The organism is Actinacidiphila alni, from assembly GCF_900112845.1.
Taxonomy (GTDB): domain Bacteria; phylum Actinomycetota; class Actinomycetes; order Streptomycetales; family Streptomycetaceae; genus Actinacidiphila; species Actinacidiphila alni.
In genome coordinates, this window is record NZ_FONG01000006.1 from 248,112 (window position 1) to 272,385 (window position 24,274).

General features: G+C 72.5%; 20 protein-coding genes. 7 read left to right on the forward strand and 13 right to left on the reverse strand.

What is annotated here, in order from left to right:
- Window positions 1-83: 83 nt before the first annotated feature.
- Window positions 84-2,639 carry a sensor histidine kinase gene (locus BM076_RS12580; protein WP_093713553.1) on the reverse strand — a complete coding sequence of 852 codons (2,556 nt, stop codon included), beginning with the start codon at window positions 2,637-2,639 and terminating at the stop codon, window positions 84-86.
- A gap of 276 nt (window positions 2,640-2,915) precedes the next feature.
- Between BM076_RS12580 and BM076_RS12585 the strand changes: the two genes are divergently transcribed.
- Window positions 2,916-4,148 (forward strand): hypothetical protein, encoded by a 1,233-nt coding sequence (locus BM076_RS12585; RefSeq protein ID WP_177246423.1) that lies wholly within the window; start codon window positions 2,916-2,918, stop codon window positions 4,146-4,148.
- 457 nt (window positions 4,149-4,605) lie between these two features.
- Here BM076_RS12585 and BM076_RS12590 read toward each other — a convergent pair whose 3' ends face one another.
- Window positions 4,606-6,843, reverse strand: a complete 2,238-nt coding sequence (locus BM076_RS12590) for a tetratricopeptide repeat protein (protein WP_177246424.1) — start codon at window positions 6,841-6,843, stop codon at window positions 4,606-4,608.
- A gap of 172 nt (window positions 6,844-7,015) precedes the next feature.
- On the opposite strand from BM076_RS12590, the gene BM076_RS12595 reads away from it, so the two are divergent.
- Window positions 7,016-10,243 carry an AfsR/SARP family transcriptional regulator gene (locus BM076_RS12595; RefSeq protein WP_093713555.1) on the forward strand — a complete coding sequence of 1,076 codons (3,228 nt, stop codon included), beginning with the start codon at window positions 7,016-7,018 and terminating at the stop codon, window positions 10,241-10,243.
- A 359-nt stretch (window positions 10,244-10,602) separates the two neighbouring features.
- Here BM076_RS12595 and BM076_RS12600 read toward each other — a convergent pair whose 3' ends face one another.
- The 5 genes from BM076_RS12600 to BM076_RS12620 form a co-directional block, all read right to left on the reverse strand.
- Window positions 10,603-11,337: an ABC transporter ATP-binding protein gene (locus tag BM076_RS12600; RefSeq protein ID WP_093713556.1), complete on the reverse strand. Its 735-nt coding sequence runs from the start codon at window positions 11,335-11,337 to the stop codon at window positions 10,603-10,605.
- Window positions 11,334-11,480 carry a hypothetical protein gene (locus BM076_RS37475; protein ID WP_245796009.1) on the reverse strand — a complete coding sequence of 49 codons (147 nt, stop codon included), beginning with the start codon at window positions 11,478-11,480 and terminating at the stop codon, window positions 11,334-11,336. The genes BM076_RS12600 and BM076_RS37475 overlap by 4 nt, the downstream gene beginning before the upstream one ends.
- Before the next feature lie 232 nt (window positions 11,481-11,712).
- The gene (locus tag BM076_RS12610) at window positions 11,713-12,486 is read right to left on the reverse strand and encodes a DUF3710 domain-containing protein (protein WP_093713557.1); all 774 of its coding nucleotides are present in this window, start codon (window positions 12,484-12,486) and stop codon (window positions 11,713-11,715) included.
- Between the two features lie 2 nt (window positions 12,487-12,488).
- Complete coding sequence (gene dut / locus BM076_RS12615; RefSeq protein ID WP_093713558.1) at window positions 12,489-13,019, reverse strand: dUTP diphosphatase; 531 nt, start codon at window positions 13,017-13,019, stop codon at window positions 12,489-12,491.
- Window positions 13,016-13,624 carry a PaaI family thioesterase gene (locus tag BM076_RS12620; RefSeq protein WP_093713559.1) on the reverse strand — a complete coding sequence of 203 codons (609 nt, stop codon included), beginning with the start codon at window positions 13,622-13,624 and terminating at the stop codon, window positions 13,016-13,018. Before BM076_RS12620 ends, dut begins: the two co-directional genes overlap by 4 nt.
- A gap of 113 nt (window positions 13,625-13,737) precedes the next feature.
- Between BM076_RS12620 and BM076_RS12625 the strand changes: the two genes are divergently transcribed.
- Window positions 13,738-14,631: an SDR family oxidoreductase gene (locus tag BM076_RS12625; protein ID WP_093713560.1), complete on the forward strand. Its 894-nt coding sequence runs from the start codon at window positions 13,738-13,740 to the stop codon at window positions 14,629-14,631.
- Between the two features lie 37 nt (window positions 14,632-14,668).
- Entirely contained in the window at window positions 14,669-15,166 is a 498-nt protein-coding gene (locus BM076_RS12630; protein ID WP_245796010.1) for a DUF3093 domain-containing protein, read from the forward strand.
- A gap of 25 nt (window positions 15,167-15,191) precedes the next feature.
- Here the strand turns inward: BM076_RS12630 and BM076_RS12635 are convergent, their stop codons facing one another.
- The 4 genes from BM076_RS12635 to BM076_RS12650 form a co-directional block, all read right to left on the reverse strand.
- Window positions 15,192-15,881, reverse strand: coding sequence for a hypothetical protein (locus tag BM076_RS12635; RefSeq protein WP_177246425.1), 690 nt, complete (start codon window positions 15,879-15,881; stop codon window positions 15,192-15,194).
- A 99-nt stretch (window positions 15,882-15,980) separates the two neighbouring features.
- Window positions 15,981-16,280, reverse strand: a complete 300-nt coding sequence (locus tag BM076_RS12640; RefSeq protein ID WP_033173914.1) for a DUF4193 domain-containing protein — start codon at window positions 16,278-16,280, stop codon at window positions 15,981-15,983.
- A 494-nt stretch (window positions 16,281-16,774) separates the two neighbouring features.
- A complete protein-coding gene (locus tag BM076_RS12645; protein ID WP_245796012.1) occupies window positions 16,775-17,944 on the reverse strand; it encodes a sensor histidine kinase in 1,170 nt (389 codons plus the stop codon).
- A 131-nt stretch (window positions 17,945-18,075) separates the two neighbouring features.
- Complete coding sequence (locus BM076_RS12650) at window positions 18,076-18,729, reverse strand: response regulator transcription factor (protein ID WP_093713563.1); 654 nt, start codon at window positions 18,727-18,729, stop codon at window positions 18,076-18,078.
- 304 nt (window positions 18,730-19,033) lie between these two features.
- Here BM076_RS12650 and BM076_RS12655 point away from each other — a divergent pair, with 304 nt between their 5' ends.
- Complete coding sequence (locus BM076_RS12655; protein ID WP_093713564.1) at window positions 19,034-19,222, forward strand: PIN domain-containing protein; 189 nt, start codon at window positions 19,034-19,036, stop codon at window positions 19,220-19,222.
- Between the two features lie 124 nt (window positions 19,223-19,346).
- Here the strand turns inward: BM076_RS12655 and BM076_RS12660 are convergent, their stop codons facing one another.
- Window positions 19,347-20,165 carry an inositol monophosphatase family protein gene (locus BM076_RS12660; RefSeq protein ID WP_093713565.1) on the reverse strand — a complete coding sequence of 273 codons (819 nt, stop codon included), beginning with the start codon at window positions 20,163-20,165 and terminating at the stop codon, window positions 19,347-19,349.
- Between the two features lie 11 nt (window positions 20,166-20,176).
- Window positions 20,177-21,310: a ferrochelatase gene (locus tag BM076_RS12665; RefSeq protein WP_093713566.1), complete on the reverse strand. Its 1,134-nt coding sequence runs from the start codon at window positions 21,308-21,310 to the stop codon at window positions 20,177-20,179.
- Between the two features lie 253 nt (window positions 21,311-21,563).
- On the opposite strand from BM076_RS12665, the gene BM076_RS12670 reads away from it, so the two are divergent.
- Together BM076_RS12670 and BM076_RS12675 are read left to right on the forward strand one after the other, a co-directional pair.
- Window positions 21,564-22,814 (forward strand): MFS transporter, encoded by a 1,251-nt coding sequence (locus BM076_RS12670; protein WP_093713567.1) that lies wholly within the window; start codon window positions 21,564-21,566, stop codon window positions 22,812-22,814.
- On the forward strand, window positions 22,762-24,093 hold the full coding sequence (locus tag BM076_RS12675) for a D-arabinono-1,4-lactone oxidase (protein ID WP_093713568.1): 1,332 nt from the start codon (window positions 22,762-22,764) through the stop codon (window positions 24,091-24,093). The genes BM076_RS12670 and BM076_RS12675 overlap by 53 nt, the downstream gene beginning before the upstream one ends.
- Window positions 24,094-24,274: the final 181 nt, after the last annotated feature.

Below are 24,274 nucleotides of genomic sequence, written 5' to 3' on the forward strand. Positions count from 1 at the left end.
GTCGTTCTTGTCGTTCTTCTCGGTGCCGATGTCGTTGGGGCCGGCGGTGCCGCTGATCCGGGGGCCGGTCCCGGGAGCCGCCCTCATGTGACGGCCGTCGCGGGCAGGTCGGGTGCGGTCGTACGGCCGCCGCCGCCCGCGTCGCCGGGCGCCGCGGGGAGATTGAGCACCATGGTCAGGCCGCCGCCCGGTGTGTCCTCGGCCACCAGCGTGCCGCCCATCGCCTCGGCGAAGCCGCGGGCCACCGCGAGGCCGAGGCCGACGCCGTTGCCGCGCGGCGCGTCGCCGTACCGCTGGAACGGCTCGAAGATGTGGTCCCTGGCGCTCTCCGGCACCCCGGGGCCTCGGTCGACGACGCGCAGTTCGACGCGGTCGCCGAGGACGCTTGCCGCGACCAGCACCTTCTGTCCCTCGGGGCTGTACTTGACGGCGTTCTCGACGATGTTGGCGACGCTGCGTTCCAGCAGGCCGGGGTCGACGGCGACCATCGGCAGCGTCTCCGGTATGTCGAGCGCGACGCTCTGCTCGGGCACCCCGCCGAGCGCCATCGGCACCACCTCGTCCAGGTCCAGCTCGCGGATCAGCGGCGAGACGGTGCCGGTCTGCAGCCGGGACATGTCCAGCAGATTGCCCACCAGGTGATCGAGGCGGTCGGCGCCGTCCTCGATCCCGGCCAGCAGCTCCGCCTCGTCCTGCGGCGACCAGGCGACGTCGGCGGAGCGCAGCGAGGACACCGACGCCTTGATCCCGGCCAGCGGGGTGCGCAGGTCGTGCGAGACGGCGGCGAGCAGGGCGGTGCGTATCCGGTTGCCCTCGGCCAGCTCGCGGGCCTGCGCGGCCTCGTCGGCGAGCCGCTTGCGGTCCAGGACGACGGCGGCCTGCGCGGCGAAGGCGGACAGCACACGCCGGTCGGAGGCGGGCAGCACGCGGCCGGTCAGCGCCAGGGTGAGCCGGTCGTTGACCGGCACCTCCACGTCGGCGTCCTCCGGCCGTACGCAGGGCCGGCCGCCGACGCTCTGCGCGCAGTGCCAGGCCGCGTGCTCGCTGTCCCGTTCCAGCAGCACCACCGCGTCCATGCCGAAGGTCTCCCTGACCCGCTCCAGCAGGGCCTCCAGCGAGCTCTCGCCGCGCAGCACACTGCCCGCCAGATACGACAGGATCTCCGCCTCGGCGCGCAGCCGGGCGGCCTGCTGGGTGCGGCGGGCGGCGAGGTCCACCACCGAGGAGACGGCGGCGCCGACCACGATGAAGATCGCGATGGCGATGATGTTCTCGGGCTGGGCGACGGTGAAGGAGTGCGTCGGCGGTGTGAAGTAGTAGTTCAGCAGCAGCGAGCCGAGCAGCGCCGCGGCCAGCGCGGGCAGCAGGCCGCCGACCAGCGCGGCGGCCACCGTCATGGTCAGGAAGACCAGCATCTCGGTGCCCTGGCTCATCCCGGGGTGCCAGTTGGTGAGCAGCACCGCGAGCGCGACGGGTCCAGCGACGCCGGTCAGCCAGCCCGCGACGATCCGCGAGCGGCCCAGTTTCGCGCCGCGGGCGGTCGGCAGGCCGCGGCCCTTGGCGGCGTGTTCGTGGGTGACGATGTGCACGTCGATGTCGCCGGACTCGCGCGCCACGGTGCTGCCGACGCCCGGCCCGAGCACGTACTGCCACGTCTTGCGGCGGCTGGTGCCGAGCACGATCTGGGTGGCGTCCACGCCGCGCGCGAAGTCCAGCAGCGCGTCGGGCACGTCGTCGCCGATGACGTGGTGGAAGGAGCCGCCGAGGTCCTCGACGAGGGTGCGCTGCACCGCCAGTTCCTTGGCCGAGCCCGACGCCAGGCCGTCGCTGCGCACGATGTGCACGGCGAGGATCTCGCTGCCCGAGCCCTTGGCCGCCATCCGGGCGGCGCGGCGCAGCAGCGTACGGCCCTCGGGGCCGCCGGTCAGGCCGACCACGATCCGCTCCCTGGCCTGCCAGGCAGCGGATATCCGATGGTCTGCGCGGTACTGCTGGAGGTATTCGTCGACCCGGTCCGCGGTCCACAGCAGCGCCAGTTCGCGCAGCGCGGTCAGATTGCCGGGGCGGAAGTAGTTGGACAGCGCCGCGTCGACGCGGTCGGGCGCGTAGATGTTGCCGTGCGCCATCCGGCGGCGCAGCGCCTGCGGCGACATGTCGACCAGCTCGATCTGGTCGGCCCTGCGCACCACCTCGTCCGGCACCGTCTCGCGCTGCCGCACCCCGGTGATCGACTCGACCACGTCGCCGAGTGACTCCAGGTGCTGGATGTTGACGTTGGATACCACGTCGATCCCGGCCCGCAGCAGCTCCTCGACGTCCTGCCAGCGCTTGGCGTTCCGCGAGCCCGGCACATTGGTGTGCGCCAGCTCGTCCACCAGGACCACTTCGGGCGCCCGTTCCAGCACCGCTGCCACGTCCATCTCGGTGAACGCGGTCCCCCGGTACTCGATCTCCTTGCGCCTGACCTCCTCCAGGCCCGCCGTCATCACCTCGGTGCGCGGCCGGTGGTGGTGCTCCACGTACCCGACGACCACGTCCGTGCCGCGCTCGGCCCGCCGGTGTGCCTCGGAGAGCATGGCGTACGTCTTCCCCACCCCGGGCGCCGCCCCGAGATAGATGCGCAGCTTCCCGCGTGCCATAGCTCCATCGTCCCGCTCAGCCGCGCCCTTCGCCCGGCCGGCCCGGGAGGCGCACACTCCGACTCTAGAACGGCGGAACCCGGCATATCGGGCGCCGGGGCTCCCCGGGGGGCGACCTTGACGGCGTCTTGACGCCGTGGGGCCAGGAGCGGGCCGCGCGCTCCCGGCAAGGTTTCCGCAAGGGTTTGGCATGCCTTCCGCCAGCGGGCCGGGGAATGCCGTCCTACGCGGCCGGGCGCCGGTCGCTGGACGTCGTTTCGACGGGGGGTTTCACCCATGGCAACGGTGAGCGGGCCGAGCGGCCCGGTCATACGCGACCCCGGACAGTGGGCCACACTGTCCGACTGCAAGAAGGTCCTGGTCGTGGTCCACACACTGGTGTACGGCCAGCGGCTGGAGGACGTGTTCGAGCTGCTCCGCTCCGATCTGCGGATCCATGTGATGTTCACAATGGCCCCGCACGCCTTCAACCCGCGGGTGCTCCGCTATCTGGAGGCGCTGGACGGACAGGTGCTGCCCTGGTCCAAGGCCGTCACCACCGAGTTCGACCTCATCCTGGCCGCGGGCTCCCAGGGCCTTGAACAGCTGCACGGCCCCGTGCTGCGGGTGCCGCACGGGGCGGGGCACACAAAGCTGTCCCGGCCGGGCGACGCGCCCTCGCGCACGGTCGGCGGGCTCGGCAGGAATTACCTGATGTGGGGCGACAGGGTCGTGCCCGCCGCGTACGCGCTCGCCCACGACGACGACCTCGCGCAGTTGTCGCGGACCTGCCCCGAGGCGCTGCCGATCGCCGAGGTGGTCGGGGACGCCACGTACGACCGGATCGCGCGCAGCCTCCCGCTGCGGGAGGACTACCGGCGGGCCCTGGGGCTGCGCGACGGCGAGAAGCTGGTGCTGGTCTCCTCCACCTGGGGCACCGGATCGAGCTTCAACCGGATGGAGTCGCTGCTGCCGCGCCTGCTGACCGAGCTGGATCCGGTCGCGGGCTACCGCACCGCGCTGCTCCTGCACCCCAACGTGTGGTCGGGACACGGCGGTTGGCAGATCCGGGCCTGGCTGCGGGAGAACGGCCAGGGCGCCGTGCCGCTCGTCACGCCGGAAGCCGACTGGCGCCCCTTGCTGGTCGGCGCGGACTTCGTCCTGGGCGACCACGGTTCGGTCACGCTGTACGCGTCCATGTGCGACGTACCGATCGTGATGACCCGGTTCCCCGGGCAGGGCGTCAATCCCCGCTCGCCCGCGACGGCCCTCGCGTCGCTGGCACCCGCGCTGTCGCCCACACACCCGCTGCCGCGACAGCTCGCGTACGCGCGGGACCACTACGAGTCGCGGGCGTACCACGGCATCGCGGACCGGATCTCGTCCGAGCCGGGGCGCTTCAACCGGAACATGAGAAAGCTGCTGTACCGCTTACTGCGGATCGGGGAACCGGCGCACGAGCCGTCGACCCGGCCGCTGCCCCTGCCCGAGCCGCTGCCGACCGCCCTGGTGTCCGGCGGTGACGTGTGAGACCCGCCCTCGGTCGCCGGCAGGTCGGGGTGGCTCTGTGGCTGCCCGGCGGCTCCGCCGTCATCCGCGACGAGCATCTGAGTGTCTGCCTGGACGGCGCGCAGGACGTGCGGTGGCAGGGGTGCGCCGACGTGCTGTGGTCCGCCGGGCCGGCGTCCGGCCGCGCCGCGGCCGTCGAACGGGCCGGCATCGCACGCCGGATCCGGCCCGGGGCGCTGGTGGTCTGCGTGGGCTACGGGCAGGGGCTGTGCGTGGCTCTGTGCGCCGCGATGCCCGCGGTGGTGTGGGCGGCACGGTTCACGCCGGGTCCGGGTCGGGGGCTCGCGCGCTCCGCCTGGCCCGCCGCCGCGGCTGTCGGCTCGCTGCTGCACGCGTGGGCGGCGGCGCGGCTGCCGGTGGACGGCCCCGTGGACGTCCTCGCCCGCGGCCTCGGCCGGGTCCGGATGACGCCGGAGACCTATGAGGCCCGGGGGCCGGGCGGCGGAGTGTCCGGCGCGTCCGGCCCGTCCGTCATCGGGGCGGTACCCGCCTCAGGGTGCCCATCCGGCGCAAGGTGTCCCTCCAGCCGGACGACATCGGGGGCGCCGACACCCTCGTAGAGCCGCAGCGACCGCTCGAACGCCTGGCGGGCGTCGTCCGGGCGGTCGGAGCGCCGGTGCACCAGGCCGAGCAGTTCGTACGACCGGGCCTCCCAGTGCACGGAACCGGCCGTACGGAATTCCTCGGCCGCCTGGCGCAGGCAGCGTTCGGCGAGGTCGGTCCTGCCCTCCTCGCCGTGCGCCCGGCCGAGCAGCGCCATGGACCTGGCGGCGTCGTACGTGTCCGACGCCGCCAGCAGCTCGGCCCGTGCCCGGCCCAACTCCCGTACCGCGTCGCCCGGCCGTCCCGCCGACAGCGCGACATCGCCGAGGGACAGCCGGCTCAGGGCCGCGCCGCGGGCGTATCCGATCTCCTCCCTGATCGCCAGGGCCTCGGTGAACCAGCGCACCGCCTCGGTGGGCCGTCCCGCCAGGTGATGCGACTGGCCCAGGCCGTGCAGGGCCTGGGCCTCCATCCGACGGTTGCCGTGCCGACGTGCCAGGGCGAGCGCCTGGCCGAACCAGCCGACGGCCTCCTCCGGCCGGCCGGCGTTGCGCAGCCCCGTCCCGCCGGACGTCAGCATCCGCATCTCGCCCTCGACGTGCGCGGCCCGGCGGGCCGCGTCGAGGCCGATGCGGTGGGCCTCCACCCACGCGTCGTAGGGCCGCAGCCGCAGGAACAGCGGACACATCGCGTCGGTGAGCTGCCAGGCCAGGCCGTCCCATCCGGCGTCCACGGCCGCGCGCAGGGCGATCATCAAACGGCTCTGCTCGCGGCCCAGCCAGCCGAGCGCGTCCTGCTCCCCGGCGAACGCGTCGCCGGTGGGTGTGACCGGCGGGAATTCGTAGTCGCGGTCGAGAGTGCGGTGCGAGGGCAGGATCAGCGCCTCGGCGGCGGTGGCGGTCGCCAGGCACCATTCCAGCGCGCGGCGGACGGCCGCGCGACGCACGGGGACGGGATCGACGGTCTCGGCGAGGCCGCGGGCGTGGAGCCTGACCAGGTCGTGGAAGCGGTAGTGCTCGGGCCCGTCGTCGGTCTGCTCCAGCAGGCTCACCTCGGCGAGCGCGTCGATCCGCCGGACGGCGCCGTCCGGCGCCGGTCCGCAGGCGGCCGCGGCGAGTTCGGGCGGGAAGTCCGCGAAGGGCAGCACGCCGAGCAGCCGGTACAGCGCGGCGGCGTCCTCCGGCAGGAAGCGGTACGAGGCGTCGAGCGCGCTCTGCACGGCTATCCCCTCTCCGGCGCGTAATACGGTCAGCCGTTCCGCCCCGCGGTCGAGCGCCTCCGCGGTGACGGCCAAGGGCTGGCCCGGCCGGGCCGCCATCCGTGCCGCGGCCACACAGACCGCGAGCGCGAGGCCGCCGCAGCGTTCGATCACACGGCGGGCCGCGGCCGGCTCGGCCGCCACCCGTCCCGCGCCGAGCCGTTGCCGGAGGATCTCGGCGGACGCGTCGGCGTCCAGGAAGCCGAGGGGCCGGAAGGCGGCGCCCTCGAGGCCGAGGCCGGTCAGCCGCCTCCGGCTGGTGACGGCGACCACGACGTCGGGTGCCGCGGGCAGCAACGGCCTGACCTGCGCGGCCGACACGACGTTGTCCAGCATGAGGATCAGCCGCCGGCCGGCGGTGACCGAGCGCCAGAGCGCGGCGGTCTCGGCCAGTCCCGACGGCACGGATGTCACGCCGAACGCGCGCAGGAACATCCCCAGCACCTCGGACGGTTCCGCCGGCCCCTCCGGCGCGTACCCGCGCAGATCGGCGTAGAGCTGTCCGTCGGGGAAGTCGTCGGCCTTGCCGCGCAGCCAGTACGAGACGAGGGCCGTCTTGCCCACGCCCGCGGGGCCGTTGACGACGGCCACCAAGGGGCCGTCGCGTCCGGTGTCGAGGAGCAGCGCGTCCAGAGCGGCCAAGTCCCGTGCCCGGCCCACCAGTCGGCGCGGACCTGCGATCAACTGCCGGGGCACCGGCAGTTCCACGGGAACCGGCGCCGCGGGAGCCGCGTGCCAATGGATGTCGCCGACGCTGCCGGCCTGTACGACGCCACCGTGCAGGACACCGCCGGAGATCGCGTTGTGATGGTCGCTGTGAGCGGGATGCGAGGCACGTCGTGATTCTGCGTCCACGGTTCGTTCCCCCGTCGCTCCAACTGGCCGCATATATCAGATGAAGTTGTCACCTGTGGACAGTATGAGCTATTTCCCGCGCACAACGAAGCACAGTGGTATGGCACGGTGACGCACCGTCGTGCCATGCTCACTCGTGGGGACGGCGTGACAAGCAGCCGGAGGGGCAGCGATGGAGATTCATCTCCTGGGCGCGATCGGACTGTCGGCGAACGGAACGGTCCTGCCGCTCGGTTCCGACCGCGAACGCTGCCTGCTCGCATCGCTGGCCCTCGACGTCGGCCGACCGGTCGCCCGGGACGTGCTGGCCGCCCGATTATGGGACGACGAACCTCCCGAACGTGCCCGCGCGAATCTGCACACCTACATCTCCCGGCTTCGACGCGTCATCCGGGAGTCCGCCGCCGCGACCGGGCAGCGGCCCGAGGCGGCCATCTCGCTGCGGGCGCACTCGTACACCCTGGACGCCGAGCCGGAGATCATCGACTGGCACCGCTACTTGCGGCTGGCGGACGAGGCCAGAGCAGCCGCCGAATCCGCTGCGGGGGCCCCGGACGAGCCGGACCGGGACCGGGCGGCCCACAAAGAGGCCGCCGCCCTCGCCCTGTTCAAGCAGGCGGACGGACTGTGGTCGGGCGAGGCGCTGTCGGGGCTGCCCGGCGTCTGGGCCCAGGCCGCCCGGACGTCCATGGCGGAGCGGCGGCTGACGGCGACGCACGCTCGCGTCGAACTCCTCATGAGACAGCGGCAGTTCGCCGACGCGGTGTCCGAACTGACCGAGCTGTCCGAACTCCACCCGATGGACGAGACCCTGACCAGGCACCTGATGGTGGCGCTGTACGGATCCGGCAGGCACGCCGACGCGCTCGCGGTCTACCAGCGGGTCAGACGGCTGCTCAGGGACCGGCTCGGCACCGACCCGGGAGAACGGCTCGCCCATACCCATGGACTGGTCCTCCGTCAGGTCCCGCTGACCGACCTCGTGCCGGGCCTGCGGCCCGAGGCACCGAGCGGCCCCTCGCCGAGCGCGCCCGGTCCCCGCAATCTCCCGCGCCGCCAGCGGCTGGTCGGCCGTACCAGTGAACTGGGCCGTCTGCTGGCGGAGAGCACCGGCGGCTCCGCGGGACCGGTCATCACCATCGAGGCCATCTCCGGCATGGCGGGGGTCGGCAAGAGCACGCTCGCGCTGCACGCCGCGTACCGCCTCGGCGACCGCTTCCCGGACGCCCAGATCTTCATCGACCTCCACGCCCACTCCGTCACCCGGGCGCCGCTCACCCCCGCCGCCGGCCTGGTCGCCCTGTTGCGCGCCTTCGGCATACCGCCCACCGGGATTCCGCACGATCTCCAGGAACGCACCGCCTTGTGGCGCACCGTTCTCACCGGAAAACGCGCGGTGATCGTCCTCGACGACGCGCAGAATTCGGAGCAGGTCGCGCCGCTTCTCCCGGACGACAGCGACTCCCTCATCCTGATCACCAGCAGGCGCCGGCTCACCGAACTCCCTTCCGCACGACCGGTGTTCGTGGATGTTCTGCCGCTCGACGACGCGGTCGACCTGTTTCGCAGACTGGTGGGAACGGAACGCGCGGGCGATACCGACAAGATCAAGGCGGTGGTCGAACGGTGTGCGCTGCTCCCGCTCGCCGTGGAAATCGTGGCCAGCCGTTTCAAGGCGCGCCCCTCCTGGAATCTCGATCACCTTCTCGAACGCCTGTCACGCGAACCGGGCCGGCTCCGTGAAATCCGGGACGGCCACCAGGAGATGGCGGCCGCCTTCGAGATGTCGTACAACGCGTTGACCACACCCCAGCGGGCCGCCTTCCGCCGGCTCAGCCTCCACCCCGGTCCCGACTTCGGCGCACACGCCGCCGCCTCGATCATCGGCGAGCCGCTCGACCGCACGGAGCGGTTGATCGAGGACCTGCTCGACTGCCACCTCCTGCAGGAGCCCCGGGCGAACCGCTACCGCTTCCACGACCTGCTGGCCGAGTACGCCATGCTGCTGGCCGAGTCCGAGGGCCGGGCGAACACCGACGCGTTCCTCCGCCTCGTGGAGCACGCCCTGCGGACCGCCGACAGCGCCGACCGGTGGCTGCGCCCGCACCGCTCCCGCCTCGACCTGCCCGCCCCCGCGCGGGACGTGTGCACCCCGGCCTTCGCGGACGCCGACGAAGCACACGCCTGGGTCGTCGAGGAGATGGAGTGCCTGCTCGCCGTGGAGCAGCGGGCGCGACGGCTGGGCCACACCGCGGAGGCGGCCTGGCTGGCGCACGTCCTGGCGGAGTTCGCCGACTCCGAGGGCTACTGGCCCGAGGCGGTCGACATGCACCGCGCCGCGGCCGACCACTGGCACACCGCGGCGTCACCGCACGCCGAAGCCTGGGCGCTGCTCGCGCTGGCCGGTGTCCATGCCCGGGCCTCGCGCTATCCGCTGTCCGCGGAGGCCGCGGAGCACGCCCTGGCGCTCGCCCGCGCCTGCTCCGACAGGCCGAGCACCGCGGAGGCGCTCAATCAGCTCGGCGTGCTGCACTGGCACGTGAGCGAATACGACGCGGCGGTCACGATCCTCAAAGAGGCGCTCGCGCTCCGTGGCGACGACCCGTGGAACCGCGCCCGGACCTTCAACAATATGGCGATCACATATCTCCACATGGGCGACCACAAAAACGCGCTGGATTCCTTCTCCCGGGCCTCGCACGACCTGCACCTGTCGGGCGACCGCCGCCTTGAAGGAAAATTACTGAGCAATATGGGAGATCTGCACCGCCGGGCCGGCGCCACCGAATCCGCGCGTTCGGCATATCAAGAAGCACTCGCCCTGAGCGCCGATTCCGGAAGCGAGAACGACCGCGCCGTCATCCGTATGAACATCGCCGGCACGATGCGGATTCCCGCCGAATTAGACACGGCCGTGGAATTCTACGCGTCGTCGCTCGCCGTATTCCGCCGACTCGGTGACCGGAAGAACGAGACGAGCGCGCTCAACGGCCTGGGAACGGTGTACCGGACGGCGGGCCGTCACACGGAGGCGGCGATCCATCACGACGCCGCACTGCGCCTGGCGCGCGAGCTGGGAGTGGGCGACGACGAGGCCGCCGCCCTCCGCGGCCTCGGGCTCGCCGCTGCCGCGGCGGGCCAGTACGACCGGGCCCGTGCGCACCTGGAAGAGGCTGCCGCGCTGGCCCTGCGGATCGGCGTCCCGGAGGAAGAGGCGCTCGCCTGCGAGGCGCTCGCGCAGCTCCTGCACGACGAGGGCCGTCAGGAAGAGGCCCGGGGTCTGTGGCAGCGGGCGCTCACCCTCTTCGAGCCGTTCAACAATGTTGCAGCGGAAAGAATCTGGGAACGCGTGATCGAATTTGATCAGAATCGGTCGCGCGCGTGGCGGCGAGAAGCGTAGCGGCGACGCCGTACACCCCCTCCACACCCCCGTCGAATTTGGCATATGCCAATGATCAAGCAAGTCTCGACGTGGTCCACGTTCACCCGTAATGCTTCATCCCTTACCAACGAACTCGGGATTTGAGGCACAACACTTATGCGGTATACCATCGCCGCCATCGTCGTCGGCGTCGCCATATTCCTCGCGCCCGGACAAGCCCTGGCAGAGAATTCCGCGCCGCGGGCGGACCACGGCATCAGTCTCCAGGCATTCATGCATAAGCAGGTCTGCATGCCGATGTGAATCGGACCCGGTGTCCGCCCCGCGGGACGCGGGGCGGACGGCGACGTGCGGCGACCGGGAGAGCACGGGACGGATCAGGTGTCCGAGACGATTCGGCCGTCGCGGAGTTCGAGGACGCGGTCGGCGAGGGCGAGGAGTTGGGCGTCGTGGGTGGCGACGAGGGCGGTGACGCCCTCGCTGCGGACGACGGCGCGCAGGAGTTCCATCACGGCGAGGCCGGTGTCGGCGTCGAGCTGGCCGGTGGGCTCGTCGGCGATGATCAGGACCGGGCGGTTGGCGAGGGCGCGGGCGATGGCGACGCGCTGCTGCTGGCCGCCGGACAGCTCGCCGGGGCGCTGGGCGGCGTGGTCGGCGAGGCCGACCAGGGCGAGCAGGAGCTGGACCCGCTCCTCGCGCTCGCGCGGCGGGACCTTGCGCAGCCGCATGGGGACGCCGACGTTCTCCGCGGCGGTCAGGATCGGGATCAGGCCGAAGGACTGGAAGACGAAACCGATACGGTCGCGACGCATCGCGAGCAGGTCGTCGTCGCCGAGCCCGGCGAGGTCGGTGCCGTCCAGGGTGATCCGGCCGCCGTCGGGGCTGTCGAGGCCGCCGACGAGGTTGAGGATGGTGGTCTTGCCGGAGCCGGAGCGGCCCTTGAGGGCGACCAGTTCGCCGCGCGGCACGGTGAAGGAGACCCCGCGCAGCGCGTGCACGGCGGTGTCGCCGCTGCCGTAGGTGCGGCGCAGATCCTCGACGACGACCATGTCGCCGGACGGCGGTCCGTCCGCGACCGCCGTCGCCGCGTGCCCCGTGGACTGCTCGCTCATGCTTCCTCCCCGTCCTGGCCCGTGTCTCGGTCGGGCCGCACCCCGATGTGGTCGTCCTCCGCGGTGAGCCGCACGCGGCGGCGCAAACCGTAGCGTTCGGTGTACCCCTTCGGGAGCCGCAGCCGCCCCACCCGGTCGAGCACCGCGCACTCCTCGCCCGTGCCGGGCCCCGAGCCGTCCCCCGGCCGCGGCGCTTCGGTCGCCGTTCGGCCGTCGCGTATCCGTACGGTACGCCGGACCTGCCCGGAAACCAGCGGCCCCGTGGGTAACGATCAGGACCGGCCGCGGGGCCGGCCGGAAACGCCGCGCGGCCCGGACCCGTCGGTACGGGTACGGGCCGCTGCGCCGTACGCGGTACGGCTCGGGCGCGACGCCTCAGTGCAGCTCGGTGATCTCCGGGCCGCGCCGCATCGGGTCGATGCCGTCGCCGAACTTCGACGGCTCGCCCTGCTCGGGGGCGGCGGCGCCGTCCGGCACCATCTGCGCGTCGTTCGGCAGCTTCAGCACGATCGGGTCGCGCGGCGCCATCGGGGTCTCGCCGCGCAGCACCACGGTGTCGCGGAAGACGGACTCCAGCACGCCGGCCGCGGCGGGCTGCACCGCGCCCTGGCCGGAGATCACCCCGCGCAGGAACCAGCGCGGGCCGTCGCAGCCGATGAAGCGCACGAGCTGCACGCCATTGGTGCCGTCGGGGAGCTGGACAGGCACCTGGGCCCGCAGTTCCCAGCCGAGCGGCCCCTCGACCTCGTCGACGATGCCGCCCTGCTGGGTGATGCCGGCGGCGATCTCCTCGCGGACCTCGCCCCAGATCCCTTCGGACTTGGGCGCGGCGAACGCCTGGAGCTGCACGGCGCTGTCCCGCAGCACCACGGTCGCGGCGACGATGGACTCGCCCGCCACCTCGACCCGCAGTTCCATTCCCTCGACTCCGGGCACGAACAGTCCGCCCAGGTCGACCCGGCCCTCGCCGGGCTCACTGACCTCGCTCACGTCCCACGGGCCGTCGGGCCTGGGGGCGGGCGGAAGGTTGTACCGGAGGGACTCTTCGGAGTCGTCCGACTCCGCGGCGTCCTCGGCCTGCTCGTCAGGGCCTGCGGCCTCGTCGAGCTCGTCGAGGTCGTCTTCGCGCTCCTTGCGACGACGGAACACGGTCACTGTCCTTCCCGGTCTGCTACGACCGATGCGTATCCGTAGGTGGACGTGTCGGCCGACGGCGTCTCCACCGCGGCATGACCCCCCGTGGAGCCGAAGCCCCCCGCGGCCCTGGCAGAGCCGGGCAGCTCCGCCACTTCGTGGAAGCGGACCCGCTCGACCTGCTGGACGACCAGTTGGGCGATCCGGTCGCCCTTCTCGAAGCGCACGGGCTCGCGCGGATCGAGGTTGACGACGATCACCTTGATCTCTCCACGGTACCCGGCATCCACCGTTCCCGGGGCATTCACCATGGCCACACCGCACCTGGCGGCCAGCCCGGAACGGGGGTGCACGAAGGCGGCGTAGCCGTCGGGGAGGGCGATCGAGATGCCGGTCGGCAGCACCGCCCGCTCCCCCGGCGCCAACTCGGCGGCCTGCGTCGTGATCAGGTCCGCGCCCGCGTCCCCGGGGTGCCCGTAGGACGGTACGGGGACGGACTCGTCGAGCCGCCGCAGCAGGACGTCGAGGGGCGGACGGACGGCGCTCATGGATTCACCTCGAAGGCGCGGGCGACCTTGACCTGGTCGGGGTCCGACATGGCCGCGCGGATCTCCTCCGGGCGGCCGTTCTGCGTGAAGTGGTCGAGCTTGACCTCGATGAACAGCGCTTCCGCGCGGACCGCGACCGGCCCGTCGGGGCCGCCGATCCGGCCCTCGGCCGAGCTGTAGATCTTGCGCCCGGCGACCGCGGTGCAGCGCGCCGACAGGTACAGGACAGAACCGACGGGTACCGGGCGCAGGAAGTCGGACTCCAGCCGTCCGGTGACGGCGATGGCCCGCCGCAGCCAGTTCAGCGAGCCCAGCGTCTCGTCGAGCGCGGTGGCCAGCACGCCGCCGTGGGCGAGGCCGGGCGCGCCCTGGTGGGCGGGCTGCACGGTGAACTCGGCGGTGACGCTGACGCCCTCGTCGGCCCTGGCGGCGAGGTGCAGGCCGTGCGGCAGTCCCTCGCCGCAGCCGAAGCACTGGTCGTAGTGCGCCCCGAGCAGCTCGCCCGGCGCCGGGGCGTCGGGGTGCCGCGCGGGCGCGGTGGCGTCGGGCGGCGGCGTCAACGACGGCCGTCCGGCGCTCTCGGGTCGGTTGGTGGCTCCACTCACGCCGGAGACCCTACCCTTCCGCGGGATCCTTTCCCTGCCGGTGTCCGTTGCCTGTGCGGGTCCCCTCGCCACGTCCCCTCCCCGTGAACACCCCTGGTAGCACCGGAGCGCGCATGTCCGCAGGAGTAGGCCAGTCCGTCGTCGTCACCGGAGCGGGCCGCGGCATCGGCCGCGCGATCACGCTGGAGCTGGCGCATTCGGGCTTCGACGTGATCGGCACGGTACGCAGCGACGACGACGCGCGGGCGCTGCGCGCGGTGGTGGACCGCAGCGGCGCCGCGGTGCGCACGGCGGTGCTCGACGTGGCCGATCCGACGTCCTGCGTACGGGCGTTCACCGAGATCGCCGGGATGACGGACGGCGGTCCGTGGGCGGTGGTGAACAACGCGGGCTTCGCGCAGCCGGGCGCGGTGGAGGACGTGGACGACGAGCAGGTGCGGCGCCAACTGGAGACCAATCTGGTGGCGCCGGCCCGGATCGCGCGGCTGGTGCTGCCGACGATGCGGGCCCGGCGGTCGGGCCGGATCGTCAATGTGTCGTCGATCGCGGGACGGGTGTCGCTGCCGATGCTCGGCTGGTACTGCGCGAGCAAGCGGGGTCTGGAGTCGGTGACGGACGCGCTGCGGATGGAGACCGCGCCCTTCGGCGTCCGGGTCTGCCTGGTCGAGCCCGGCTCGTACGACACGGGCATCTGGGAGACCGCCGCCAAGCTGCTGCCGGACGAGCGGACGTCGGCGTACCAGGAGCAGTATGCGGCGGCCGAGGACGTGCTGCGGGGCAGCCGGGACCTGCCGGGGCCGCGCCCGGTGGCGCAGGCGGTGCGCCGGGCGCTGACCGCGCGCAATCCGCAGCCACGCTATCTGGTGGGGAACGCGGCGCGGTCCACGGCGGTGCTGGACGCGGTGGCGCCGACGGCCGCGTCGGACTGGGCGAAGCAGCTGGCCACCGGGCTGCGCCAGGCGCCGCCACGGGTGTCAAGGGCGCTGGCGCGCCTGCGCGGCAGGTAGCGGCGGCGCGCGCAGCGGCGCATGGCAGTCTGGTGCCATGTCTGGTGCAATGTCTGGCGCGCCGTCGGGCGCAACGTCCAGCGCGACACAGCCGTACGACGAACGCCTCACCGTGCCGCGCTCCTGGTGGTTCCTCGCCTTCGGCGTGGGGGTGGCGATGGCGCTGATCATGTTCCCCTTCGGCCCGCTGCCGATGCTCGCGGGGCTGGCCGGCGGCACGGCCGTGGCCATGATGGCGGTCAGCTCCTACGGCTCCGCGCGGATCCGGGTGGTGGCGGGCTCGCTGGTGGCGGGGAAGGCCCGTATCCCGGCGACGGCGCTGGGCGAGGCCACGGTGCTGGACCCGGCGGAGACGGTCGCCTGGCGCTCGCACAAGGCGGATCCGCGGGCGTACATGCTGATGCGCTCGTACGTGCCGACGGCGCTGAAGGTCGACGTGACCGATCCGCAGGACCCGACGCCGTACGTCTATCTGTCGACGCGTTCGCCGAAGCGGCTGGCGGAGGCGCTGGCGGCGGTGCGGACGGCGCCGTAGCGGCGGGCCGGGTGCCCGGGGGCGCTCAGGACTCGACGGCGGGCGGCTGCCACAGGGTGCCGGTGACGGCGGCACCGGGCGGGGTGGGGGCCTCGGGGAGCTCGGGCCACGGCAGTTGCGCGGCGCGCAGGTCGTGGCGGACCCGCTTGGCGAGCTTGCGGGTGTCGCGGCGGTTCATCACGGCGCCGACGGCCGCGCCGACCATGAACGGCGTCAGGGTCGGCAGATTGCGCAGGGTGCGGCGCAGCAGGCGCTGCCGCATCTCCTTCTTCATGGTGCTGCCCAGGGCCACGTTGACCGTGGACAGTTTCAGTACGTCGATACCGCGCTGCTCGGTCCAGGACCACAGATAGGCGGTGGCGCGCTCGCGGGCGCTGCCCGGCACGCGCAGTCCGTAGACCTCGTGCAGTTCGGCGATGAGTTTGTACTCGACCGCGGCGACGCCCAGCGTCTCGGCGGTCAGCTCGGCCGGCATGGCCGGCGGCGTCGGCAGCATCGCGGCGGCGCCCACACCGGCGCCGACGGTCATGGTGCCCTTGACGGCGGTGGCGATCAGCCGGTCCGCGATGTCCTCCGGGCCGAGCCCGGGGAACTGCTCGCGCAGTGTCGCCAGGTCGCGTACCGGGATGCGCGGGGCGACCTCGATCAGCCGCTCGGCGACCGAGCCCATGCCCGCCATCGCCTTCCTGCCGCCGTAGCGCGCCCCGCTGCGCACTCCGCGTGCCCCACGTGCGGTCGTGGCCGCGAGCGAGGCCCTGCGGCCTCGCTCGTCGCCTTCTCGGCCGTCCTGCGAGCCGGTCACGGCGCCCGCGGATCAGGCCGCGCAGTCGCGGCAGATCGGATTCCCGTTCTTCTCCGACGCGAGCTGCGAACGGTGGTGCACGAGGAAGCAGCTCATGCAGGTGAACTCGTCGGCCTGCCGGGGCAGGACGCGGACCGACAGCTCCTCGTTGGAGAGGTCGGCGCCGGGCAGCTCAAGGGACTCGGCCTGGTCGAACTCGTCGACGTCCACCGCGGAGGTGGACTTCTCGTTCCGCCGGGCCTTCAGTTCCTCGATGCTGTCTTCGTTGACGTCGTCGTCGGTCTTGCGTGGGGTGTCGTAATCCGTAGCCATTTTCGCTCTCCCCCTATGGGTGTCTGTGGTCTCTCCAGCGCACGTAACGCGCGGGAGGCCGGACTTGTGCCCGACCCGAGGCGGAGATTTTGCCTCACATCAAGGCCTGTTACTCAATCGACACCCAACCTCGCCCCCGAAGGGGTGAGTGCGCGGGTGGCCGATCGTCGTCCGCGACGGTCTGAAAGTCATATGTCGCGGATGTCATCACGTGTACTTCCCGTGATCATGACCAGGGGAAACATGGATTTTCCGGTCTTTTTCCCAAAATCTTGATCACTGACTGTAGGCATACTTCCGATCACATGTGCGGTCGATCACAACGGTTCACGACAGGGCGCGGACCGAAAAATTTCTCGCACAGCGAACACGCGTCGGCCGTGCCGTGTCTGCCGGACGAAGCCGGAGTGACACGCTTCACAGCACTTCACGGCATTTCACCGCCCTGCCCCGCGCGATCACCACGCGGCACGGCGGATGGAACGCGGCGCACCCTACATCGGAATCGCGACCCGCATGACCAGGCCCCCGCCTTCGCGCGGCTCCGCCGCGATGGTGCCGCCGTGCGCCCGTGCCACCGAGCGCGCGATCGACAGTCCGAGTCCCACCCCCTTGTCGCTGCCGGTCCGCTCCGTACGCAGACGCCGGAAGGGCTCGAAAAGGTTGTCGACCTCGTAGGCCGGGACGACGGGACCGGTGTTGGACACCACCAGCACCGCCTGGCCGCTCTCCACACCGGTGGCGACGTCCACCCAGCCGTCCTCCGCCACGTTGTACCGCACCGCGTTCTGCACCAGATTCAGCGCGATCCGCTCCAGCAGCACGCCATTGCCCTGCACCACGGCGCCGTCCAGCCGGGAGCGCAGTTCCACGCCCTTGGCCTGCGCCTCGGTCCTGGTCTGGTCCAGCGCCTGGGAGGCCGCCTCGGCCAGATCGACGGCCTTGCGGTCCACGATCTCGTTCTCGCTGCGGGCGAGCAGCAGCAGGCCCTCCACGAGCTGTTCGCTGCGCTCGTTGGTGGACAGCAGCGTCTTGCCGAGCTGCTGGAGGTCCGCGGAGGCTTCCGGATCGGACAGCTGCACCTCCAGCAGCGTGCGGTTGATCGCCAGCGGGGTGCGCAGTTCGTGCGAGGCGTTGGCCACGAAGCGGCGCTGCGCGTCGAAGGAGCGCTCCAGCCGGTCCAGCATCCCGTCGAAGGTGTCGGCCAGTTCCTTCAGCTCGTCGTCCGGGCCGTCCAGCTCGATCCGGCGCTTGAGGTCGGAGCCGACCACCGCGCGGGCGGTCCTGGTGATCCGGCCGAGCGGCGAGAGCACCCGGCCGGCCATCACGTAGCCGAAGGCGAAGGCGACCACGGCAAGACCGATCAGCGCCAGCAGGGACCGCTTGAGCAGTTCGTTGAGCGCCTGCTCGCGCTGGGTCGCGGTGCAGCGCGCCAGCGTGGAGTTGAAGCTCTCCGAGGTGGTCGCGTTGATCAGGTCGGGGCATTTGTTGCTGACGATGCTGACCCGGCCGGTGGTCACGGTGAACAGCGGATCGGTGCCCAGGTGCAGGGCCTGCGCCGCGAGCATGTAGATGATCCACAGCAGCAGCACGCCCGCGATCAGGAACATGCCGCCGTACAGCACCGTCAGCCGTATCCGGATGGTCGGGCGGAGCCAGGGCACCTGGCTCTCGCCCGGCAGCGGGTCCCACGGCGGCCTGGGCGGTGCCGGCGGGGTCGCGGGGGGCGGCGGCGAATCCGCGGGCCCGGAAGGGCCCGTGGGGCCCGAGGGGGAGGTCGAGGACGCCACGGGGATCAGATCCGGTAGCCGGAGCCGGGCACGGTGACGATCACCGCGGGCTCACCGAGCTTGCGGCGCAGCGTCATGACGGTCACGCGCACCACATTGGTGAACGGGTCGGTGTTCTCGTCCCACGCCTTCTCCAGCAGCTGCTCCGCGGAGACCACCGAGCCCTCGCTGCGCATCAGCACCTCGAGGACGGCGAATTCCTTGGGCGCCAGGTGGATCTCGGTGCCGTCCCTGAAGACCTCGCGGCGGTTGGGGTCGAGCCTGATGCCGGAGCGCTCCAGGACCGGCGGCAGGGCCGCGGTCGTCCGGCGGCCCAGCGCGCGCACCCGGGCGGTCAGTTCGGTGAAGGCGAACGGCTTGGGCAGGTAGTCGTCGGCGCCCAGTTCCAGGCCCTCGACGCGGTCGCTGACGTCGCCGGCCGCGGTGAGCATCAGCACCCGGGTGGGCAGGCCCATCCCGACGATCTCCCGGCACACCTCGTCGCCGTGCACCACCGGCAGGTCGCGGTCCAGGACGACCACGTCGTAGTCGTTGACCCCGATCCGCTCCAGGGCGGCGCCGCCGTCGTAGACCACATCGACGGCCATGGCCTCGCGGCGCAGCCCGGTGGCTACCGCATCGGCGAGCAGTTGCTCGTCCTCGACGACCAGTACGCGCAAGGCGCTTTTCCTTCCAGGAGCGGGGGGACACGTGCGGTCCGGCGGCGGCGCGGGGCCGGCCGGGGCAAGGCACGCGGGAACGGCATGAGCTGTGCGAATGCTCCCCCATCCTGCACCGGAAGACCGTAAATCGGCGGTAAGGGAGCCGACGGCGGAATTTCCTCCTGCCGAGGGAGGTTTCCGCTCCGGAAAGCGTGGGGATGACGACTGCACACCCACCCACCACGCCTCGCCACGCGTTTCCCTTCGCGTGGTGACCGGCTTGACACACCCCGTGTCAACGACGACGACGAGGGGGCGCCTGATGGACGCGTTCACCACCGGAATCCTGCAACGCATACGGAGCACCGAGTCCGATCTGCGGCGAGCCCGGGAGACGGGCGACGACTTCCTCGCGGACGTCGAACTGGCGGAGCTCGAAGACCTCCGCCGGCTCGCCTCCGAGAACGGCGTACGTGTCGAGACCGTGGACGTACGGCCGAAGGTCGCCTGATCCGCTTCGGCCGACCCACGAGCCGCACGCCCCGGACACCTGCACAGGTGCCGGGGCGTTCGTATGTCTACGCGCGGATAACCGCAGGGTGGGCGGCCGCGGGTGGCAGCGGCCCGGGCGGGACTCAGTCGTGCCAGGCGCCGAGCCCCTCCAGCCGCTCCTGGAGGGGCTCGAAGAGCCCGGGCGGGGCCGCGATGGTCAGCTCGCCCGAGGCGGCGGCTCCGGGCCGTCCACCGGTCAGCGCGCCCGCCTCCCGGGCGAACAGCGCCCCGGCCGCCAGGTCCCAGGGGTTCAGGCCGCGCTCGAAGTACGCGTCGAGCCGCCCGCAGCCCACGTCGGCCAGGTCGATGGCGGCCGAGCCGCCGCGCCGGATGTCGCGGACCGTGGGCAGCAGCTCCGCGACCACCGCGGCCTGGGCGGCGCGCCGCTCGGCGAGATAGCCGAAGCCGGTGCCGACAAGGGCGTGCGAGAACTCCGGCGCGGGCCGGCAGTGGGCCGGCTCGCCGTTGACGAAGGCGCCGCCGCCGCGGAAGGCCCGGTAGGTCTCGCCGCGCATCGGCGCCTCCACCACGCCGGCCACCACCTCGCCGTCCACCTCGGCGGCGATGCTGACCGCCCAGGACGGCAGGCCGTAGAGGTAGTTCACCGTGCCGTCGAGCGGATCGATCACCCAGCGCACCCCGCTGCTGCCCTCGGCGCTCGCGCCCTCCTCGCCGAGGAAGCCGTCGTCGGGGCGCCGGCCGGCGATGAAGGTGGTGATCAGCTTCTCGGCCGCGATGTCCATCTCGGTGACGACGTCGATCGGGCTGGTCTTGGTGGCGGCCACGCCGAGGTCGGCGGGGCGGCCGTCGCGCAGCAGCTCACCGGCCCTGCGGGCCGCTTCGAGGGCGATCTCCAGCAGGTCGGCGGGCTCGGGCGCGGTGGCGGGGTGGGCGGTGCTCAACTCGGGGCTCCTCAGTCGGTTCCGGCGGCGGCGGGCAGCGGCGTCCTGGCCGGGCAGCAGCCGGCGGGGCAGATGTCGTGGCTCGGGCCGAGCGCGCCCAGGGCGCAGCGCTCGGGGGTGCGGCCGCGTTCGGTGGCGGCGCGCTCCAGCACCAGGTCGCGGACGGCGGCGGCGAACCGCGGGTCGGACCCCACGGTCGCGGCCCTGCTCACCGGCAGCCCCAGTTCCGCGGCCTTGGCGACGGCCTCGGTGTCCAGGTCGTACTTCACCTCCATGTGGTCGGAGACGAAGCCGATCGGCACCATGACGACGGCGGGCGCGCCCTGCGCGTGCGCGTCCGCGAGGTGGTCGCAGATGTCGGGTTCGAGCCAGGGGATGTGCGGGGCGCCGCTGCGCGACTGGTAGACCAGCTCCCAGGGCAGGCCGGCGCCGGTCGCGGCGCGGACCGCGTCGGCGATCACCCGGGCGGTGTCCAGGTGCTGCGCGACGTAGGCGCCGCCCTCGCCGTGCCCGGGCACCGGGCCCGAGGTGTCGGCGGCGGCGGTCGGGATGGAGTGCGTGGTGAAGGCGAGCCGGGCGCCGGCGCGGACGTCCTCGGGCAGCGCGGCGAGCGCGGCGAGGGTCGCGTCGACCATCGGCTCGACGAAGCCCGGGTGGTTGAAGTAGTGCCGCAGTTTGTCCACCCGCGGCACCGGGCGGCCCTCCTCGGCGAGCGCGGCCAGCGACGCGGCCAGGTTCTCGCGGTACTGCCGGCAGCCGGAGTACGAGGCGTAGGCGCTGGTGGCCAGCACCAGGACGCGGCGGTGGCCGGCGTCGGAGATCTCCCGCAGGGTGTCGGTGAGATACGGCGCCCAGTTGCGGTTGCCCCAGTAGACGGGCAGGTCGAGGCCGTGCTCGGCGAAGTCCTTGCGGATCGCGTGCAGCAGCTCGCGGTTCTGCGCGTTGATCGGGCTGACACCGCCGAACAGGAAGTAGTGCTGCCCGACCTCCTTCAGCCGCTCTCTGGGGATGCCCCGGCCGCGGGTGACGTTCTCCAGGAAGGGCACGACGTCGTCGGGTCCTTCGGGGCCGCCGAAGGAGAGCAGCAGCAGGGCGTCGTACGGGCCCGCTTCGTGGGGGTCGTGCTGGGGTGGCTGATCGGACATGCCATCGATCCTGCCACCCCCGGCCCGCCGGGCCGCGCTCCGCCTCCCTGGTCCGGCCGCCGTGGCGGGTCGGGTACGCCCGGGTGGTGGCGGGAACCGGTGGGCACGCGCTAAGTGGCGTCCGGTGGGCACGCTCCGATGTGGCGTCCGGTGCGCCCGGCAGGTGGCGAAAACCGGTTGCGAGCGCTCGTAAGCTGTATCCGCCAGCTACGTTCCTTACCGACCATGCGGCGAAACCGCCGGGGAGCGCCCCTTGTCCAGCCCGTACCGCGCGATCTTCGCCGCGCCCGGAACCAAGGCGTTCTCCGCCGCCGGCCTGATCGGACGGATGCCGCTGTCGATGATGGGCATCGGCATCGTGACGATGATCTCGCAGGTCACCGGCCGGTACGGGCTCGCGGGCGCGCTCGCCGCCGCGCTGGCGCTGTCGGGCGCGGCGATCGGGCCGCAGATCTCCCGGCTGGTCGACCGCTACGGGCAGCGGCGGGTGCTGCGCCCGGCGACCGCCGTGACGGTGGTGTCGGTGGCCGCGCTGCTGATCGGGGTGCGGGCCGGGGCGCCGGACTGGACGTATTTCGTCTGCGTGGTCGGCGCGGGCTGCACCCCGAGCCTGGGCGCCATGGTGCGGGCCCGCTGGTCGCGGATCCACCGCGGTTCCCCCGAACTCCTGCACACCGCCTACTCCTTCGAGTCGGTGGTCGACGAGGTCGTCTTCATCCTCGGGCCGATCCTGTCGATCGGCCTGTGCACGGTCTGGTTCGCCGAGGCCGGGCCGCTGCTGGCCGCCGCCTTCCTGGCCGTCGGCGTCCTGCTGCTGACCGCGCAGCACGCCACCGAGCCGCCGCCGCACCCGCGCGACCACGCCGACCGTTCGGTGCTGCGCGAGCCGGGGTTGCGGGTGCTCACCGCGGTCTTCGTCGGCACGGGTTCGCTGTTCGGCGCGGTGGACGTGGCCACGGTCGCCTTCGCGGACGAGCGCGGGCACAAGGCCCTGGCCAGTCTGGTGCTGGCGACGTACGCCCTCGGGTCGTGCCTGGCGGGCCTGGTGTTCGGGCTGCTGACCCCGCGCGGCACGGCGACCGGCAGGTTCCTGCTGGGCATCGGGCTGATGACTGTGAGTATGATCCCGCCACTACTGGTCGGAAACTTGCCGTTTCTGGCCGTGGCGCTGTTCTTCTCGGGCCTGACCATCGCTCCGACGATGGTGACCGCGATGGGCCTGGTCGAAGGGTTGGTACCGCGGGCGAAACTGACCGAGGGCATCACGTGGACCTCCACGGGGATGGCGGTCGGGGTCGCCGTCGGGGCCTCGGTGGCGGGTCGGGTGATCGACGCGCACGGGGCATCGGCGGCCTTCGCGGTGCCCGCCGCCTCGGCGGTCCTCGCCGTGGCGGTGGCGTTTCTCGGGTACCGCCGGCTGCGGCCGGCGCCGGAGCGGGAGGGGCCGCGCGGTGAGCACGACGGGCAGCACGACAAGCAGGACCGCCGAGAAGGCGTGGCGTAACTGGGCGGGCAATGTCTCGGCCCGGCCGCGGCGGGTGGTGGCACCCGCCTCAGCGGCGGAACTGGCCGCGGTGCTGCGGGAGGCCGCCGAGGACGGCCTGACCGCCAAGGCGGTCGGCTCCGGGCACTCCTTCACCGCGGCCGCGGCCACCGAGGGCGTACTGATCCGGCCCGAGGGGCTGACCGCGGTCCGGTCGGTCGACCGCGCGGCGGGCACCGTGACCGTCGAGGCCGGTGTGCAGCTCAAGCAGTTGAACGCGGTGCTGGCCGCCGAGGGCCTGTCGCTGACCAACATGGGCGACATCATGGAGCAGACGGTGGCGGGCGCCACCAGCACCGGTACGCACGGCACCGGCCGTGACTCGGGGTCGATCGCGGCCCAGATCACCGCGCTCGAACTGGTCACCGCCGACGGCTCGGTGCTGACCTGTTCCGCCGACGAGAATCCCGATGTCTTCGCCGCCGCCCGGATCGGGCTCGGCGCGCTGGGCGTGGTCAGCGCGGTCACCTTCGCCGTGGAGCCGGTCTTCCTGCTGACCGCGCGCGAGGAGCCGATGGCCTTCGACCGGGTGATGGCCGAATTCGACCAGCTGGCCACGGACAACGAGCACTTCGAGTTCTACTGGTTCCCGCACACCGACAGCTGCAACACCAAGCGCAACAACCGCAGCGAGGGTCCGGCCGCGCCGGTCCCGGCCGTACGCGGCTGGATCGACGACGAGTTGCTGTCCAACGGTGTCTTCCAGGCCGCCTGCGCGCTCGGCAGGGCTGCGCCCGCCGCGATCCCGGGCATCGCGAAGCTCTCCAGCCGCGCGCTGTCCGCGCGGACGTACACCGACATCCCGTACAAGGTCTTCACCAGTCCGCGCCGGGTGCGCTTCGTGGAGATGGAGTACGCGGTGCCGCGCGAGGCCGCGGTCGACGCGATCCGGGAGCTGAAGGCCATGGTGGAGCGCTCGGACCTGCGGATCAGTTTCCCGGTGGAGGTACGGGTGGCGCCGGCGGACGACATCGCGCTGTCCACGGCGTCCGGGCGGGACAGCGCGTATGTGGCGGTGCACATGTACCGCGGCAGCCGCTACCAGGAGTACTTCACGGCCGTGGAGAAGATCATGACCGGGCACGGCGGGCGGCCGCACTGGGGCAAGATGCACAGCCGCGACGCCGAGTACCTGGCGGCGGCCTATCCGCGGTTCGGGGAATTCACCGCGCTGCGGGACCGGTTGGACCCGGACCGGCTGTTCGCCAACGACTACCTGCGGCGGGTGCTGGGCTCGTAACTGCTTCGTGCGGGAACGTCCGCATTTGCCCCGGGCGCGCGACCCTTTCGTGTGAGCCGGGCCACTCAACTGCCGCGCCCCCGGCCCAGATTCGACGGCGCGGCAGCCCACCCCGCTGGCCCAAATGGAGTACCGTGACGAATCCCGGCTCCCGGTCGCCCGTCCGGGTCGGTCGGCAGTC

Coding starts and splice junctions, on each gene's coding strand:
- BM076_RS12600 (WP_093713556.1), bottom strand. CDS start 11,337: ATGAGCGAGCAGTCCACGGGGCACGCGGCGACGGCGGTCGCGGACGGA.
- BM076_RS12580 (WP_093713553.1), bottom strand. CDS start 2,639: ATGGCACGCGGGAAGCTGCGCATCTATCTCGGGGCGGCGCCCGGGGTG.
- BM076_RS12585 (WP_177246423.1), top strand. CDS start 2,916: ATGGCAACGGTGAGCGGGCCGAGCGGCCCGGTCATACGCGACCCCGGA.
- BM076_RS12655 (WP_093713564.1), top strand. CDS start 19,034: ATGGACGCGTTCACCACCGGAATCCTGCAACGCATACGGAGCACCGAG.
- dut (WP_093713558.1), bottom strand. CDS start 13,019: ATGAGCGCCGTCCGTCCGCCCCTCGACGTCCTGCTGCGGCGGCTCGAC.
- BM076_RS12625 (WP_093713560.1), top strand. CDS start 13,738: ATGTCCGCAGGAGTAGGCCAGTCCGTCGTCGTCACCGGAGCGGGCCGC.
- BM076_RS12640 (WP_033173914.1), bottom strand. CDS start 16,280: ATGGCTACGGATTACGACACCCCACGCAAGACCGACGACGACGTCAAC.
- BM076_RS12665 (WP_093713566.1), bottom strand. CDS start 21,310: ATGTCCGATCAGCCACCCCAGCACGACCCCCACGAAGCGGGCCCGTAC.
- BM076_RS12595 (WP_093713555.1), top strand. CDS start 7,016: ATGGAGATTCATCTCCTGGGCGCGATCGGACTGTCGGCGAACGGAACG.
- BM076_RS12630 (WP_245796010.1), top strand. CDS start 14,669: ATGTCTGGTGCAATGTCTGGCGCGCCGTCGGGCGCAACGTCCAGCGCG.